This window comes from Pseudonocardia zijingensis, from assembly GCF_042657305.1.
In the GTDB taxonomy this organism is placed as follows: Bacteria; Actinomycetota; Actinomycetes; order Mycobacteriales; family Pseudonocardiaceae; genus Pseudonocardia; species Pseudonocardia zijingensis.
Window position 1 is genome coordinate 39,929 of record NZ_JBHSKO010000011.1, and the last position, 16,919, is coordinate 56,847.

Genomic DNA, 16,919 nt, shown 5'->3' on the forward strand with positions numbered 1-16,919 from the left:
GGCATGACGACACAGCAGAACCACCCCGGGAACCAGCCCGGCAGCCCCGGTGTGCGCGCCTCCGACGCCGAACGCGAGGCCGTGGCCGGCCGCCTGCGCGCGGCCGCGGCCGACGGGCTCCTCACGATCGCCGAGGCCGACGAGCGGCAGGCCGCCGCCTACGCCGCCGTCACCCGTGACGAGCTCGTGCCGCTCACGGCCGACCTGCCCGCCGAGACGCCGCCCCCGCCGGAGCCCGCGCGCGGCCGGCGCCGCGGCCCGCTCAGCGATCGCGGGCGCAGGCGGCTCGCCGTGCACGCGACGATCGTCGGGTTCCTCGCGGTCTTCCTCGTGACGCGCTGGGCGATGGACCCGGCGCCGTTCTTCTGGCCGGTGGTGCCGATGTTCTGGCTCGGCCTGACCCTGCTGGTGCACCACCGCTTCGCCCCGCGCGACCCCGCACCGCCCATGCCCGCCTGAGCGGGGTGCCGCCTAGGCTGTGCGGTGATCAGCCGGGGGGATCATGGTGGGGGGCTCATGACGGTGCCGTCGACCAGCCAGGACCACACGCTCGCAGCGAGGGTGGCGGTTCGGGTGCTGACCGGCGGCGGCGAGGTGGTCGGCGCCGGCTTCCTCGTGGGCACGGACCTGGTGGCCACCTGCGCCCACGTGGTGGCGAGCGCGGTGGGCTCCGACCCGTACGCACCGGAGCCCCCGCCGGGCCACGTCCGGCTGGACTTCCCGATGCTGCCGGGCGAGCCGGTGCGGGCGCTGGTGCACCGGTGGCTGCCGATCGCCGAGGACGGCACCGGCGACATCGCCGTGCTGCGGCCCGTGGACCCGCTGCCCCACGAGGCCCGGGTGCCCCCGCTGCGCCGCGTCGACCAGCTGTGGGACCACCCGTTCCGGGTGCTCGGGTTCCCCGAGGGCATGGTCGACGGGGTCTGGACCACCGGCCGGATCCGCGGCGCGCAGGGCACGCGCTGGTTCCAGCTGCAGTCGGCGGTGGGCGACCAGCCCATCGTCGAGGGGTTCAGCGGGGCGCCGGTGTGGCACGAGGAGACCGGCGCGGTCGTCGGCATGACGGTGGCGGCCGACCGCAGCGGGACGACCACCACCGCCTACCTCGTGCCCGTCGACCAGGTGCTGGGCGCCGACCCGGAGCTGCTCCCGTGCCCCTACCGCGGGCTGGAGCCGTTCACCGAGGAGCACGCGGAGTTCTTCTTCGGCCGCGACGCCGACGTGGACGTCCTTGCCGCCGCGGTGGCGGCGCACCCGCTGGTGGCCGTGGTCGGCCCCTCGGGGGTCGGGAAGTCCTCCCTGGTGGGAGCAGGTCTCGTGCCGCGGCTGCGGGCGTCGGGCACCCGGATCGCCCGGCTCACCCCGATCCCCGGGCAGCCGGTGGAGCCCGCGCTGGCCGCCGCGCTCGCACCCGACGGCGCAAGAGAAGGGGCGGACGGGAGCGACGTCGTCCTCGTCGTCGACCAGTTCGAGGAGCTCGCCGCCGGCCAGCCCGCCGCTGCCCGCGCGTTGCTCGAGCGGGTGGGCGAGCTGGTGACCGGGGACGCACCGGCCGCCCCGCGCGTCCGCGCCGTGCTGACGCTGCGCTCGGCCACCCTCGACGAGGTGGTCGTGCCGGAGCTCGCCGGCCTGCTCGGCACGGGCACGGTGCTGGTGCCGCCGATGCAGCGCGGCCAGCTGCGCGACGCCGTCGTGGCGCCCGCCGAGCGGGCCCCCGGCCTGTCGTTCGAGCCCGGGCTGGTCGACCGGATCCTCGACGACGCCGCGGCCGAGCCGGGCGGCCTCCCGCTGCTGGAGTCGCTGCTCACCGAGCTGTGGTCGCGCCGCGAGGGCGGCTACCTCACGATCCGCGCCTACGAGGAGGCGGGCGGGGTGGCCGGGGTGATCGCCACGCACGCCGAGTCCGTGCTGGCCGGGTTCACCGACCCCGACGACGCCGCGCGGCTGCGTCGCCTGCTCACCTCGCTCGCCACCCCCGACCGGGACGGGCGGTTCACCCGCGCGTCGCTGCCGTGGGCCGACGTCCCCGCCGACCTGCGCCCGGTGGTGCACCGCCTCGCGGCGGGCCGGCTCGTGGTGATCGCCCACTCGGCCACCGGCACCGAGCACGTGCAGCTCGCCCACCAGGCGCTGATCGCCCACTGGCCGCGGCTGCGCGACTGGCTCACCGAGGACCGCGACTTCCTCGCCTGGCGCGCCCAGCTCGACGCGCAGCGGGAGCGCTGGGACGACGCCGGGCGCGACGACGGCGCGCTGCTGCGCGGCACCCCGCTGTCGAGCGCGCTGGACTGGGTCCCCACGCGGTCGGCCGACATCTCCGAGGCCGGTCGCGAGTACATCCGGCGCAGCCGGGCCCGACAGCGGCGCGAGGTCCGCCGCTGGCGGCTGGTCACCGCGCTGCTGGCCGTGCTCGTGCTGGCCGCGGGTTCCCTCGCCGTCGTCGCCGTCGCCCGGGGAAACCGGGTCGACCAGCAGCTGCGCCTCGCCAACGCCGAGCTGGTGGCCCAGGCAGCGCTCGCGCAGGCAGGCGTCGACCCGCTCCTCGCCACCCGGCTCGCCCTCACCGCATGGCACCTCGACCCGGCCAACGGCTCGGCCCGCACCGCGCTGGTCAACCAGTACCTCGCCATGCGGTCGGTGGAGACGGCGTTCCCGAACGTCCGGGGCAGCTACCTGGACACGGTCGTCGTGGCTCCCGGGGCGGATCGAGCGCTGGTGCGCAGCGGTCCGGGACTGGCGGTGCTGGACGGACTGGCCGTAGGCGCTCCCTCCCGCTGGGTGGTGCCGCTCCCGGCCGACTTCCGCACCGCGGGGTTCATCGACGGCGGCGCCACGCTGGTCGGACTCGCAGGGAACGGCGATCTCCTGCGCTGGGACGTCCCGACCCGCAGCGGCCCGGTCCGGACGCCGGCGGGGATCGTCGCGCCCTCCGGCGCCCTCGTCGAGATGGACGTGGACGCGGCGCGGGCGGGGTGGATGCAGCCGACCGAGCCCGGCGTGTTCTCGCTGGAGCTGCGCGACACCCGCACCGGGGCGGCGATCCCCCACGAGGTGGCGCCCATCGCGGACCCGGGCGGCGTCCGCGTGGAGCTGCCGCGCGACCCGGGCCTGGTGGTGCTCCAGGCGGGCGCCGACGCGGCCGAGGTGGGCCCGCTGCTCGTCCGGTCGCTGGCCGACGGCGCCGAGGTCGCCCAGTACCCGCCGGGCAGCGTGACCACCGCCGCCGCCGACGCGCGGGTCCTGAGCTGCGAGGAGAACGGGACGACCGCGGTCCTGCGGGGGCTGGCCGACGGCGCCGAGATCCGCCGGTTCCCCCTCGGCGGCGGCTGCTCGGGCGAGATCCCGCTGATGGTCACCGGCGACGGGGAGCACCTCCTCGAGATCACCGGCTTCAACGCGGGCACCAGCAGCCGGGCGGCGCGTCTCACCCGGCTCGCCGACGGCCGGACGTACGGGCTGGCGCTCCCGCCGGACACGCGCCAGGCTCTCAACGCGCGCGCCACCGTCCCGCTCGCGGTCGTCGGGGACGACGCCTCCCCCGCGGTCCTGCTCGCACACGGGAGTTCCCTCCTGCGGCTGCGGGCCCGGCCGGTCCCCGCGGACCAGGGCACGACCCTGTGGCCCGTGGACGACGAGCGCTACACGGTGGCCTTCGAGGTGGGCCGGCTGGCCGTCCTCGACCAGGAGCTGCGCCCCCTCGGTGAGCTGACCGCCGCCGACGACGGCTTCGACGCCGGCGGATTCAGCCGTGTCGGCAGGGGGCTGGTCACGGTGGTGCCGCCCCCGCGGGGGTGGACGGTCATGGATCTCGCCCTCCCCACGCTCGACCCGCTCTCCGAGCACCCGATCCGCACCGGCGACCCCGCGCGCAACCCCCGGGTCCTGGTCACCGACGACCGGATCGTGGTGGCCGCCCAGCACCTGGTGAGGGTCTGGGACCGCGCGACGGGCGGGCTGCTGCACGACCTGCGGCTGCCCGAGTCCGAGTTCCGGAGCAGCCCGGAGATCGCGGTCCGGCCGGGCCGCCCGGACGAGCTCCTCGTGGTGAAGAACCTCGGGTCGGCGGTCTGGAACCTCCAGCAGGGCAGGCGGATCGCCGACGTCGCGGCCACGGGCACGCTGCAGCCGATCACGTGGGCGTTCTTCCCGTCCGGCGACCGGGTCGTCGCGTTGACCCTCGGCTCGAACCTGGAGATCAGGTCCGCCGACGACATGCAGCCGGTCCGGCCCGCCTTCCCCGCACCCGGAACGGTCGTGCTGCTGGGCGTCTCCCAGGACGGCCACGTCGTCACCATCCGCCACCAGGGTGTCGAACAGGTCGTGTTCTGGGATCCGCAGCGCGGCGCGGAGAGCGGCGCCTTCGCGCTACCGGCGATGTACCGCTTCAGCGAGGTGACCGAGGACGGCCGCGAGTTGCGCATCTCCACCGAGAGCGGCGGGGTGCCGTTCAGCCTGCCGCTCTCGGCGCAGCAGTGGGCGGATCGGCTGTGCGGGATCGCCGACCAGCCGTTCACCGAGGAGGAGCGCGCGCTGCTGCCGCCGGGCGTCGGGTTCGACCACCCCTGCGCGGCCGGCTGAGCTCCGGCCGTCAGGCGCTCGCCACCAGCAGGCGCGCCCCGGCCGCACCGCCCCGCAGGGGCAGCTCCGTGCCGCCCGGCTCCGACCAGGCCGTGTTCCGCGCGGGCACGACCACGCCCGCCACGACGGCCTCCCCGTCCACCACGAGCGCGAACGCGCGGTGGTGGGCGGGCACCGGCAGGCCGAGCTCCGCGTCCGCGGCCAGCGTGACGAGCACGACCTGCGCGGGCGCGGCCGGCCGGGCGGGGCCGACGACACCGCCGACCTCGCCCGCCAGCACGTCGACCTCCACGCCGGCGCGGGCGAGGCGCGGCCGGTCCGCGGACCGCAGCTGCTGGTGGCCCGGCTCCGCCGAGCGTGCCCCGGCGGGCAGGTCCACCCACAGCTGCAGCACGTGTGCGTGCCCGCCGGGGCCGGCGACCTCGCGGTGCACGATGCCGCGCCCGGCGGTCATCCACTGCGCGTCGCCCGCCCGCAGCACCCCGGCGCCCCCGGCGTCGTCCTCGTGCTCGAGCGCGCCGTCCAGCACCACCGTGACGGTCTCGATGCCGTGGTGCGGGTGCCACTCGAAGCCCGGGCTCGTGATCCGGTCCTCGGACAGCACCAGGAACGGCGCCGTGCGCGGGTCGCCGGGCCGCACGTGCAGCCACCGGTCGTCGACCTCGGCGTCCGGGCCGGCGTGGAGGGCCTGCTCGACCCGGGCGACCGCGCGCACGCCGATCAGCCGCCGAACAGCTTCCCGGCCTGCTGGATGACCGTCAGCACCGCGAGCACGCCGAACAGCAGCACCGACCACACCAGCGCGCCGACCCGGAACCCGCGGATCCGGATGGCCGCCGGCAGCATCTTCTTGTTGATCACGATCAGCAGGCCGGAGTAGATGAACATCATCACCCCGCCCACGCAGGCCGAGATCACCGCGAGGACGATCGGCTGCGAGAACCCGGCCGAGATCACGATGATGCCGATCAGGGCGAGGCCCCACACCAGCCCGGCGTAGAGCTTGCTCTCCGAGGCGTCCGGCACGTACATCGTCTTCAGCACGTCGGCCGCCAGCCGGCTCGTGTAGTCGACGATGCCCAGCGCCGCGGCGAAGAGCGACACCGCGCCGACGACCCAGAAGAAGTAGCCGAACCAGGTGCCGACCCGCTCCATCAGCACGTTCCCCTCGACCTTGAGGAACGAGATGTCGTTCGTGACGTCGGGGTTGCCGAACACCGTGGCGTAGGCCAGCAGCGACATGAACACGATCGACAGGAACGAGATCAGCACGAACGTCCACAGCTGCTCGCGGTTGGCGAAGCGCCACCAGCCGCGCCAGTGCTCGAGGTTGCTCGCGGTGGGCGCGAAGACGAAGCCGACGCGGCCGCGGGCCTCGGGCTCGCCGGTCAGCGGGGACACGATCTTCGGCACGTACGAGCCCATGCCGAAGCCCTTGTCGCGGATCCAGTTGCTCTGCACGAGGTTCTGCCCACCGCCGGCACCGGCGAACGCGAGCGCACCCATGAGCGTGGCGAACCCGAGCTCGGCGGCGGGGAACTGCGCCTCGGTGGCGATGCGCGGCACGTCGGCCCACGCCCCGCCCACGGCGAAGAGCGCCCCGACGACGAGCAGGAGCACCACGGCGGCGACCTTCAGCATCTGCGCCCGCTCCAGGGCGTTGTAGACCACCGGCGCGAGGGTGAGGATCGCCCCGACCAGCACCAGGAGCACGATCGCGATGATCGACGGGCTGCCGCCGAAGAGGTAGCTGAACAGCGTGCCGGAGCTGGTGACCCAGGCGGGCCACAGGTTCGCGAAGTACGCGAGGATCGCGAACACCAGCCCCCAGTGCCGCCACAGCCTGCTGAACCCGGTGATCGCGGTCTCGCCCGTGGCGAGCGTGTAGCGCTCGATCTCCATGTTCAGGAAGTACTGGGTGATGAGCCCCAGCAGCGCCGCCCACACGAAGCCGAGGCCGATCTGGGAGGCGATGTAGGGGAAGAGGATGAACTCCCCGCTCGCGAGGCCGACCCCGGCGGCGATGATGCCGGGGCCGACGAACCGCCACTGGTTGAGCGGCGGTGCGGGCAGGTCGCGCACCTGCGGTGATGGCAGGTACTTGGTGGGGAAGAGCGTCGACGGGTCGGTGGCGACCGGCTCGTCGTGAGGGGCGGACATCGGTAGTGGGCCTTTCGGGGGGTCAGGGTTGATACGTCCGTGCGGCGTCAGCGGCGCACGTCCTCCTCCGCGCCGAGGAGGCTGAGCTCGTGTGGCCGGGGGGATGCCTCCCAGTCGCCCGGCACGGTCACGGCGAGCGCACCCGTGACGGCCGCCGTGCGCAGGCCCTCGTCCGGGTCGCGCCCGGCGAGCCGGCACGCGAGGTAGCCGGCCACGAAGGCGTCGCCGGCGCCGACGCTGTCGACCACGGTCACGGGCACCGCGGGCACGTCGATCGAGCGGCCGTCCACGAGCGCCGTGGCCCCGTGGCGGCCGCGCTTGATCACGACCTCGCGCGGGCCCAGCTCGGCCAGCCCGGAGGCCAGCTTCTCCGGCCCGGTCGACTCGTCGACCTCGAGCGCGATGCGCGCCTCGTCGTCGCCGGCGAAGACCATGTCCGCGCCCGCCACGAGCTCCCGGAACACCGGGGCGGCCGTGGCCGCGTCCCACAGGCGGGAGCGGTAGTTGAGGTCCACCGACACCGGCACGCCCGCATCGCGCGCCCGGGCCAGCGCCGCCCGCACGGCGGCGGCGGGACCCTCGCCCAGCGCGGGCGTGATCCCGGTGAGGTGCAGGACCCCGGCCTCCTCGACGACGCCGGGCGGCACGTCCTCGGGGCACAGGTGCGAGCCCGCGCTGCCGTGGCGGTAGTAGGTGACGTTCTGCACCGTGCCGGTGCGCCGCTCCCGCAGCATGAGCGCGGTGGGCGCGTCGTCGCGGTGCACCACCGCGCGCACCCGCTCGGCGAGCAGGTTGCGCTCCACGAGGTCGCCGACCGGGTCGCGGCCCAGCCGCCCGATCCAGGTGGCGGGCGTGCCCAGCCGCGCCACCCCGATCGCGACGTTGGACTCCGCGCCGCCCATGGACAGCCGCATCCCGCGCGTCAGCGACATCGGGCCGACGTCGTCGGCCACGAGCAGCCCGAGCGTCTCGCCGAGCGTGACCAGCCCCCCGCTCACGAGCGCGCCGCCTCGAGCGCCGCCGCGGCCCGCTGCGCGAGCGCGGTGAGGTCGCCGTCCGGGGAGAGCGCGTCGCCGACCAGCGGCCCGCCCATCCCCACGGCGATCGCGCCCGCGGCGAGCCAGTCGCCCACCGCGGGCACGTCGATGCCGCCGGTGGGCACCACCGGGATGTCGGGCAGCGGGGCGCGCACGTCCTTCAGGTACCCGGGCCCGAGCCGGCCCGCCGGGAAGAGCTTCACCGCGCTCGCGCCCGCCCGCCACGCCGCGGTGATCTCGGTGGGGGTGAACGCGCCGGGGTAGCTCGCGATGCGGTGGCGCAGCGCCGCGGCGATCACCTCCGGCTCCACGGAGGGCGACACGACGAACCGCGCGCCCGCGTCCACCGAGCGGTCGACGTCGGCGCCGGTCAGGACGGTGCCGACCCCGACCTCGACATCGGCCGGGACGCGGGCGGCGAGGCGCTCGACCACGTCGAGGGCCCCCTTGGTGGTGAGCGTCAGCTCGAGGCTGCGCACGCCCGCCTCGACGAGCACGTCCACGACGGCCTCGGCGCGGTCGGCGTTCTCGGCCCGCAGGATCGCGACGACGCGGGTGGCGGCGAGGCCGGGTCCCACTGGGACGCGTGGCACGTCCGGAGCGCTGGTTTCGGTCACGGGCGGTGGTCCCCCCTTCTCGGGCGCCGGAAACGGGGGTCCGCACGGCACCGGCGACGTTTTACGTAATGGAACGCAATTTCACTATGGCTCGCTGCATGATGGACGTCCGGCGCCGGGACGACAAGGCTTGGCCCCGAGCGCCCGCGTGATGTCGCACTCCCCCTGCTGTCCGGACCGGTCCCCCCAACCGTCCGGTCCCGTTCGCCCCCGCGTCACCCGACCGTGCCGGAGCGGGCACCCGCGGCCCCCACCCTCGCTGCCGTCCGCCCCGCGACACGCCATCCTCCCCGAGGAGCTTCCCGCACATGATCTTGCCCCTTCGCCGTGCCGCTGTCGCGTGCGCGGCCGTGCTTGCCCTCGCCGCGTGCGGCGAGAGCGCCGTCGACTCCCCCACCGGCACCTCCGGTGGCGGGGACGGCCTCGTGTTCGCCTCCATCCCCACGGAGGAGTCGACGTCGCTGCAGCAGAGCTACGCGCCCGTGATCGCGATGCTCGAACGCGAGACCGGCACGACGATCGAGTTCCAGAACGCCACCGACTACGCCGCCGTGATCGAGGGCATGCGCGCCGGGCAGATCGACATCGCCGTGTTCGGCCCGTTCTCCTACGTCCTCGCCAAGGGCCAGGACTCCGGCATCACGCCGGTCGCGGCCGTGGTCGACGCCCCCGGCGACGAGCCGGGCTACCGGTCCTACGGCATCACGGCCGCCGGGTCGGGCATCACCGACCTCGCCGGGTTCGCCGGGCGCACCGTCTGCTTCGTCGACCCGAACTCCACCTCCGGCTACCTCTACCCCACCGCGGGCCTGATCGAGGCGGGTGTCGACCCGACCGCCGGGGTCACCCCCGTGTTCGCGGGCGGCCACGACGCGTCGGCGCTCGCTGTGGCGAACGGGCAGTGCGACGCCGGCTTCGCCCACGACACGATCGTCGACCGGCAGCTCGTCGACTCCGGGCAGCTGCAGCCCGGGCAGCTGCAGGTGGTGTGGCGCTCGGAGACGATCGCGGGGTCCCCGATCGCCGTGGGGAGCCACGTCGACCCGCAGCGGCGCCAGGTGATCACCGACGCGCTCGCGCAGAAGGCCAACGTCGACTACCTGTCCGCCAACGGGTTCTGCACCTCCGCCGCGGAGTGCGAGGTCGGCGAGGACGGCGGCTGGGGCTACGTCGCGGTGGACGACGCGCTCTACGACGGTGTGCGCCGGGTCTGCGCGGTCACGCAGGCCGAGTCGTGCACGAGCCTGAGCTGATCGCGGTGACGGGCGCACCCGACACCGTCGTCGAGCTGGCCGGGCTCGGAAAGAGCTTCGGCCCGGGCGTGCGGGCCCTCGACGACGTGTCCCTCACCGTGCACGCGGGCGAGGTCGTCGTGCTCCTGGGCGCCTCGGGCTCCGGCAAATCGACGCTGTTGCGCCACGTCAACGGGCTGCACCGCCCGTCGGCGGGCAGCGTGCGCGTGCTGGGCACCGATATCGGCCGGGCGGGAGGGGCCGCCCTGCGCGCGCTGCGGCGCCGCGTCGGGATGGTGTTCCAGCAGTTCCACCTCGTCGGCGGCCTCACCGTGCTGGAGAACGTCTGCACCGGCGCGCTGGCCACGCTGCGCGGCCCGCGGCTCGGCCTGCCCACCTACCCGCGGCGGGTACGGGCGGCGGCGCTGGAGCAGCTCGACCGCGTCGGCCTCGCCGACCAGCGCTTCCAACGTGCCGACACCCTCTCCGGGGGCCAGCAGCAGCGGGTGGCCGTGGCCAGGGCGCTGCTGCAGCGGCCGCAGATCCTGCTCGCCGACGAGCCGGTGGCCTCGCTCGACCCCGAGTCGGCCGCGCAGGTGCTGCAGCTGATCGCGGCACTCGCCCGCGAGGACCGCCTCACCGTGCTCTGCAGCCTCCACCAGGTCGACCTCGCCCTCGCCCTCGGCGAGCGGGTGATCGGCCTGCACGCGGGCCGGGTGGTGCTGGACCGCCCGGTGGCCGGGTTGGACCGCGACACGGCGATGGGGGTGTACGGGGCGCGGACGCCCCCGTCGGTGCCGGTGCTCACGCCGTGACCCGCGCCGCTACTCTCGCCCGCCCCTCACGCCGGGGCACGGGCGCCGCTCTGGTGCTGCTCGCACTGCTCGCGGCGGCCCTGTGGTCGGTGGGCGAGCTGCGGATCAACGTCGCCACCCTCGCCGACAGCACCGGGAACGCGGCAGGCTTCCTGTCCCGCACGCTGCCGCTGGACTTCCCGCCGGTCGCCGAGGTGCTCGCGCTGTGCGGGCAGACCCTCGCCGTCGTCGTCTGCGCCACGGTGCTCGCGGTGCTGCTCAGCGTGCCGGTCGCGGTGCTCGCCGCGGGCAACACGAGCCCGGGGCCCACCGCTCGCGTCGGCGCCCGCGCGCTGGTGGTCGTGGCGCGCGCCGTGCCCGACGTCGTGCTCGCCATCGTGTTCTTCCGGCTCTTCGGCCTCGGCGCCGCCGCGGGCGTGCTCGCGATGGGCCTGCACTCCGTCGGCATGATCGGCAAGCTCTACGCCGACGCGATCGAGCAGATCGACGAGGGCCCGCGCACCGCCGTCCGCGCCGCGGGCGCCGGCCGGCTGCAGGAGCTCGTCACCGCGGTGCTCCCGGCGGTGCTGCCCGCGTTCGTGGCCACCGCGCTGCACCGCTTCGACATCAACCTGCGCATCTCGGTGGTCCTCGGGTTCGTGGGCGTCGGCGGGCTCGGCTTCGAGATCGCGAACGCCCTGCGCAGGCTCGACTACCAGCGCGGGATCGCGCTCGCGCTCGTGGTGCTCGGCCTGTGCGTTGCGGTCGAGCTGGTGTCCGGCGCGGTGCGCCGGGCCCTGCTGCCGAGCACGACGGGCCGCGCGCCCACCCCGCCGGCCGACGGGCGGCTCACCCCGCCGTGGACGGCGCGGCGGGCGCGCGCGGCCGGTTACGCGGCCGCCACCGTGGCCGTGATCGCCCTGTCCGCGCCCGCGGCGGGCCTGTCCCCCGGCCTGCTCGCCAGCGGGCTCGGCAGGCTCCCGGAGACGCTCGGCCTGTTCTGGCCGCCCGGCAGCAGCGGGATCCTGCCCGACCTGCTCGCGGAACTCGCCGTCACCGTGCAGATCGCGCTCGCCGCCACGCTGCTCGGAGCCCTCCTCGCGCTCCCGGTGGGCGCGCTCGCCGCTCGCAACGTCGCCCCGACGCCCGGGGTCGCCGCGGCGTTCCGGGCCGTCGTCGTGCTGGTCCGCGGGGTCCCCGAGCTCATCATCGCGATCGTGTTCGTCGTGATCACCGGGCTCGGCCCGGTGGCAGGCGCGCTGGCCCTCGCGATCGGGGCCGTCGGCCTCCTGGGCAAGCTCGTGGCCGACTCCCTCGAGGAGACCGACGTCCGCGTGCAGGAGGCCGTGCGGGCCACCGGCGCGTCGCGCCTGCAGGTGTTCACGGCCGTCACGCTCCCGCAGGCCGCGCCCGCGATCGTGGCGCACCTGCTCTACCAGCTCGACGTCGCGATCCGCTCGGCCACGCTCCTGGGCATCGTCGGTGCGGGCGGGATCGGGTTCTACCTGCTCAACGCCTCCCGGGTGATGCGGTTCGACGTGGTCACCACGGTGATGCTGCTGGTGTTCGCCACGGTGATGGCACTCGAACTGCTCGCGCTGTGGTTGCGCCGCGCGGTCCGCTAGGCCCCGGAGCCGGCCCCGTAAGCCAGCATGGTGGCTTTACTGGCGTATTCGGCCAGTAAAGCCACCATGCTGGCATTCGGGGAGGGCCTCGGCGGGCGCGCGGGACAAGTGCGCCGGGCGTTCACGGTCGTTTCCCGCCGCGTTACCGGCGGAGCCGTTGTCCGGACAAGCCGGCCCGGCACCGTTGCTCGCGTGACGGCCACCCGGTACCTGGAGATCGCCGACGAGCTCGCCTCCGAGCTGGCCGGCGCACCCGCGGGCTCGCGCGTCGAGGGCGAGCACGGGATCGGCAGGCGGTTCGGCGTGGGGCGCGCGGCCGCGCGCGCCGCGCTGCAGGAACTGGAGCGCCGGCTCGTGGTGCGGCGCGTGCAGGGCGCGGGCACGTTCGTGAACCGGCGCATCGACTACACGATCTCGCACGACCGGCGCCCGTCGTGGCACGAGACGGTCGCGGCGGCGGGCGCGCAGCCGCGCACCGTGGTGCGCGGCATCGAGGTGCTGCCGCTCCCCGCGCAGCAGGCCCCGGCGCTGGGGCTGCCCGCCAGCACGCCGTGCCACCGGCTCACCCGGCAGTCCTACGTCGACGACCTGCTCGCGGCGCGCGTGGAGGAGTGGGTGCCGGTGGAGCTCGTCGCCGACCTCGACCTCGCGGTGCAGGCCGCCGAGTCGCTGGACCTGGTGCTGCGGCAGGTGGCGCGGGTCGACCCGGTCCGCGCGTGGTGCCGGGTGAGCCTCGACGTGCCCCCGCCCGCCGTGTGCGCCGGGCTGGAGATCGAACCGAGCCGGCCGGTGTGGCTGGTGGAGAGCGTCAGCCGGGACGCCGCGAGCGGGCTCCCGGTCATGTGCAGCAGGTCCTGGATGCGCTCCGACGCGGTCCGGGTGGTCGTCGAGCTGGGCTCGGCGACCGAGACGACGACGGTGGGAGATCGATGAACGTCACACGAGAGGAACGCGCGGGGCTCCTGGCCCTCGCGCGCGCCGAGGAGCTGGTGGGGCTCGCCGACGCGTGCCTCGCCGACGGCGCGGTGCCCCGCGTGCTGCGGGCACCCGAGGTGGGCTGCGTGGCCACGCAGGTGCGCGAGCCGATCGCCGGCGATCGCTTCCTGCTGGGCGACGTGCTCGCCGTGCAGGCGGAGGTGGAGCTGGGCGGGTCGCGCGGGTGGTCGATGCGGCTGGGCGACGACAGGGTCGCCGCCCTGGCAGCCGCGATCTGCGACGCCGAGGTGGAGGCCGGGCGGGCCCGCGCCGACGAGGTGCTCGCGCTCTGCGAGCGCGTCGCCGCCCGGGAGGCCGCCGCGGAGGCCGAGGAGTGGGCGCAGCTCGCGCCGACGGTCGTCGAGTTCGAGGAGCTGACGTGACCGCGACCGTGGTCCCCGTGCTGGACGGGGACACCGCACAGCGCGCGTTCCGCGCCGCGCTCGACGCGCTGTCGCGTCCCGGCACGCCCGCGGCGCTGCCCCCTGCGGGCGACATGCCCGCCGCGCTGCTGCCGGTGCTCGCGCTCGCCGACCTGGACACCCCGGTCTGCGTGCTCGGCGACGTCCCCGGCGGGGTGTGGGCGGACGCGCTGGCCACGGTGACGTCGGCGCCGGTGGTGCCCCTCGCCGCGGCCCGGCTGGTGGCGGCGCTGCGCCCGCTCGAGCCCGGCGAGCTCGCCGCGGTCCGCGCAGGCAGCCCCACGGCACCGGAGGAGGCGGCGCTCGTCGCGCTCGCCGTGCCTGCGCTCGAGGGTGGACCGGCGCTGACGCTGTCCGGGCCCGGCGTCGCCGGCACCCGGGTGATCACGCCCCGCGGCCTGCCCGCCGACCTCGTGCCGGCCCGTGCCGCCACGGCGTTCCCCGCGGGCCCCGACCTGCTGCTCGTCACCCCGGGCGGCGCGGTGCTGGGGCTGCCCCGCAGCACCCGGATCGAGGAGGACTGACATGGGCTACTCCGGAGCCCGCGGCGGGCTGGAGGCGATCCTCGCGGCCGAGCGGCTCGTGCGCGACGCCCGCGACCACGCCCCGGCACCGTGGGCGTCGACCGAGCAGATCACCGCCCGGTTCCGCCTCGCCGTGGACCGCGTGCAGGGCGAGGCCGGGCTCTACCACGAGCCCACCGCCGCCGACGCCTTCCGGCAGGCCGAGGGCGACACCCTCGAGGCCGCGCACCTCGTGCGCGCCCACCGCTCCACGCTGCCCCGCCTGGCCGTGTCCGAGCCGGTGGACCCCGACGAGATGGTGGTGCTGCGCCGGATCGTGCCCGCCCACCGCACCCCCGACGGCCCCCAGCTGCTGGGCCGCACCACGGACTACACGGGCCGGATGCTGGAGCGCGAACCCTCCCCCACCGGACGAACGGCACCCTCGTCCGATAGAGCGGTACCGACGGGCCGTTCGTCCGGTGCCGCGCAGCGGCAGCCCGGGCGGTTCTCCGCGTTCCTGCGCTCCCAGGACCTGCTCGTGGAGCACACCCCCGCCGACACCGCCCCGTTCGACGTCACGCGCCGCCCGGCGCGACCGCCCGCACCCCGTTCGGCCGTGCTCGCCTCGATGGCGCGCGCGGAGACCGGGGCGCTCGTCGGGCTCTGGTACCGCTCGATCCTCGGCCCCGACGGCGACATCCACGAGGTCACGCTCGGCGAGGTCCGCCACGGCCACCTGCCCCTGTCCGTGCGGCACCCGCACACCGGCAACCCGGTGCGGATCGGCCGGTTCCGCGCCACCGAGACCGAGGCCATCGAGGACCTCGACGGCGCCGACGAGGACCGCACCCGCTTCGACGTCGGCTACGGGCTGTGCTTCGGCCACAACGAGCGCAAGGCCATCGCGATGGCCAACCTCGACATCGCCTGCCGCCGATTCGGCCGTACCGGCCCGCTCGAACAGCTCCTGCTCCTCACCACCGACGGCCTCGACTCCGCCGGGTTCCTGGAGCACCTCAAGCTGCCCCACTACGTCACGTTCCGGTCGATGGTCGAGCGCAAGCAGGCCGTGCGCGCCACCGGCGTGGCGACCGAGCCCCCTGGGAGGGACTGCAGATGACGCTCGCCGCCGTCACCGGCGTGGACGAGATCCTCGCCGGCATCGACGACACGGCCGCCCCGGCCGGGATCCTCGACGAGGGCGCGAAACGTGAGATCCGCCGCGCCGCGCTCACCGCCGTCTGCGTGCCCGGCTACCAGGTGCCCTTCGGCTCCCGCGAGATGCCCGTGGCCCGCGGGTGGGGCTCGGGTGGCCTGCAGGTCACCCTCGCCGTGATCGGCGCCGGCGACACCGTGAAGGTGATCGACCAGGGCGACGACGCCGGCGTCAACGCCACCAACCTGCGCCGGCTCATCGCGGGCAGCACCGGCTGCGCCGAGTCGGCCGACTCCCGCGAGGCCACCGTCATCCAGACCCGCCACCGCGTGCCCGAGCAGCCCCTGCACGACGGGCACGTGCTCGTGCTGCAGGTGCCGGTGCCCGAGCCGCTGCGCGGCGTGCAGCGCTCGGTGGCCGAGTGCGCGCGCATGCACGCCGAGGCCGACTACTCGGCGATGTGGGTGAGCCTCTACGAGGACCTCGTCCGCAACGGCGTGATCACCAGGTCCACCGGCTACCCGGTGCTCGTCGGCGGCCGCTACGTCATGGCCACCACCCCGATCCCCCGGTGGGACGTGCCGCGGCTGCACCGCAGCGAGCACCTCAGCCTCTTCGGCGCCGGGCGGGAGAAGCGGATCTTCGCGGTGCCGCCGCACACCGACGTCGAGCCCCTGACCTTCGACGACGTCCCCTTCGAGGTGGAGGGCGCCGACGGCGTCTGCGTCCGCTGCGGCTCCGACGACACGTTCCTGGTGGAGGCCGGGCCGGGCCGCTTCGCGTGCAGCGACACGGAGTGGTGCGCGCGGGTGGTGGACGGCGACGTCGACGCGGAGGCCCACCGCGCCGCGGCCCCGCTCGGTCTCCTCCCGGATGCGGGGAGGCGCGCCCCCGAAGTTCAGGAAAGCCACATTCAAGGCCGGAGAGGCCCTGAATGTGGCTTTCCTGAACCTGGGCGGGAGCCGGGAGCGGACGACCAGCCCGAGTGGGCCCTCCTCGTCGAAGGCATCGGGAAGGTCCACGGGCCCGGGGGCGCCGGGGCCGTCGCGGGCACCGGGCCCGGGCACGGCACCGCGGTCAGCCCGGCCACCGGGGCGATCGTGGCGGCGTGGGACGTCGGGTTCGACGTGGCCCCGGGCGAGGCGGTCGGGCTGATCGGCGAGTCGGGCTCGGGGAAGTCGACGGTGCTGCGCTGCATCGTCGGCGACGAGCGGGCCACGGCGGGGCACCTGTTCCTCTCCGCCGTGGACGGGGGCCGCACCGACGTGCTGACCCTCGACGCCCCGGCGCGGCGGCGGCTGCGCATCGCGACGCTCGGGATCGTGCACCAGGACCCCTCGGAGGGGCTCGCGCTGGACGTCACAGCGGGCGGCAACATCGCCGAGCGCCTGACCGCGGCGGGCTGGCGCGGCTACCGGGCGATCCGGGCCCGCGCCGCGGAGCTGCTCGACCGCGTGGAGGTGCCGCTCTCGCGCATGGACGACCCGGTGCGCACCTTCTCCGGGGGGATGCGCCAGCGCGTGCAGATCGCCAAGGCGCTCGCCACCGACCCGGAGGTCCTGCTGCTCGACGAGCCGACCACCGGCCTCGACGCGTCGGTGGCCGCGGGTGTGCTCGACCTGCTGCGCGGCCTGCTCGCCGAGCGCGACGTCGCCGCGGTGGTGGTGAGCCACGACTTCGCGGTGATCGAGGCCCTGACCGACCGGTCGCTGGTGATGCAGCTCGGCCGGGTGGTCGAGCGGGGGCTCACCGACCAGCTCTTCCGCGACCCGCACCACCCCTACACCCAGCGGCTCGTGGCCGCGGCCCGGAGGTAG

General features: G+C 75.5%; 14 protein-coding genes. 10 read left to right on the forward strand and 4 right to left on the reverse strand.

The annotated features are described in order from the left end of the window. Positions 1-3: 3 nt before the first annotated feature. Positions 4-459: a DUF1707 SHOCT-like domain-containing protein gene (locus ACFPL3_RS21655; protein WP_379589592.1), complete on the forward strand. Its 456-nt coding sequence runs from the start codon at positions 4-6 to the stop codon at positions 457-459. A 57-nt stretch (positions 460-516) separates the two neighbouring features. Then, positions 517-4,578 carry a serine protease gene (locus tag ACFPL3_RS21660; protein WP_343943726.1) on the forward strand — a complete coding sequence of 1,354 codons (4,062 nt, stop codon included), beginning with the start codon at positions 517-519 and terminating at the stop codon, positions 4,576-4,578. Positions 4,579-4,588: 10 nt separating this feature from the next. Here the strand turns inward: ACFPL3_RS21660 and ACFPL3_RS21665 are convergent, their stop codons facing one another. From ACFPL3_RS21665 to ACFPL3_RS21680, 4 genes are read right to left on the reverse strand one after another with little or no spacing between them, the layout of a single operon-like run. Next, positions 4,589-5,293: a pirin family protein gene (locus ACFPL3_RS21665; RefSeq protein ID WP_343943725.1), complete on the reverse strand. Its 705-nt coding sequence runs from the start codon at positions 5,291-5,293 to the stop codon at positions 4,589-4,591. 5 nt (positions 5,294-5,298) lie between these two features. Further along, positions 5,299-6,738 (reverse strand): Nramp family divalent metal transporter, encoded by a 1,440-nt coding sequence (locus tag ACFPL3_RS21670; RefSeq protein WP_343943724.1) that lies wholly within the window; start codon positions 6,736-6,738, stop codon positions 5,299-5,301. Between the two features lie 47 nt (positions 6,739-6,785). Beyond that, positions 6,786-7,736 carry a sugar kinase gene (locus ACFPL3_RS21675; RefSeq protein ID WP_343943723.1) on the reverse strand — a complete coding sequence of 317 codons (951 nt, stop codon included), beginning with the start codon at positions 7,734-7,736 and terminating at the stop codon, positions 6,786-6,788. After that, positions 7,733-8,368, reverse strand: a complete 636-nt coding sequence (locus ACFPL3_RS21680; protein ID WP_343943722.1) for a bifunctional 4-hydroxy-2-oxoglutarate aldolase/2-dehydro-3-deoxy-phosphogluconate aldolase — start codon at positions 8,366-8,368, stop codon at positions 7,733-7,735. The genes ACFPL3_RS21675 and ACFPL3_RS21680 overlap by 4 nt, the downstream gene beginning before the upstream one ends. Positions 8,369-8,700: 332 nt before the next feature. On the opposite strand from ACFPL3_RS21680, the gene ACFPL3_RS21685 reads away from it, so the two are divergent. From ACFPL3_RS21685 to ACFPL3_RS21720, 8 genes are all read left to right on the forward strand, one after another. Beyond that, positions 8,701-9,645: a phosphate/phosphite/phosphonate ABC transporter substrate-binding protein gene (locus ACFPL3_RS21685; protein ID WP_343943721.1), complete on the forward strand. Its 945-nt coding sequence runs from the start codon at positions 8,701-8,703 to the stop codon at positions 9,643-9,645. Further along, a complete protein-coding gene (phnC, locus tag ACFPL3_RS21690; RefSeq protein ID WP_343943720.1) occupies positions 9,627-10,439 on the forward strand; it encodes a phosphonate ABC transporter ATP-binding protein in 813 nt (270 codons plus the stop codon). The genes ACFPL3_RS21685 and phnC overlap by 19 nt, the downstream gene beginning before the upstream one ends. Further along, a complete protein-coding gene (gene phnE, locus ACFPL3_RS21695) occupies positions 10,436-12,043 on the forward strand; it encodes a phosphonate ABC transporter, permease protein PhnE (RefSeq protein ID WP_379589593.1) in 1,608 nt (535 codons plus the stop codon). The genes phnC and phnE overlap by 4 nt, the downstream gene beginning before the upstream one ends. A gap of 192 nt (positions 12,044-12,235) precedes the next feature. After that, on the forward strand, positions 12,236-12,976 hold the full coding sequence (locus tag ACFPL3_RS21700; protein WP_343946091.1) for a GntR family transcriptional regulator: 741 nt from the start codon (positions 12,236-12,238) through the stop codon (positions 12,974-12,976). Then, positions 12,973-13,401, forward strand: a complete 429-nt coding sequence (locus ACFPL3_RS21705) for a phosphonate C-P lyase system protein PhnG (RefSeq protein WP_343946092.1) — start codon at positions 12,973-12,975, stop codon at positions 13,399-13,401. Before ACFPL3_RS21700 ends, ACFPL3_RS21705 begins: the two co-directional genes overlap by 4 nt. Then, entirely contained in the window at positions 13,398-13,964 is a 567-nt protein-coding gene (gene phnH, locus ACFPL3_RS21710) for a phosphonate C-P lyase system protein PhnH (protein ID WP_379589594.1), read from the forward strand. The genes ACFPL3_RS21705 and phnH overlap by 4 nt, the downstream gene beginning before the upstream one ends. A 1-nt stretch (position 13,965) precedes the next feature. Next, entirely contained in the window at positions 13,966-15,066 is a 1,101-nt protein-coding gene (locus tag ACFPL3_RS21715; RefSeq protein ID WP_343946095.1) for a carbon-phosphorus lyase complex subunit PhnI, read from the forward strand. After that, complete coding sequence (locus tag ACFPL3_RS21720; RefSeq protein ID WP_343946096.1) at positions 15,063-16,919, forward strand: alpha-D-ribose 1-methylphosphonate 5-phosphate C-P-lyase PhnJ; 1,857 nt, start codon at positions 15,063-15,065, stop codon at positions 16,917-16,919. Before ACFPL3_RS21715 ends, ACFPL3_RS21720 begins: the two co-directional genes overlap by 4 nt.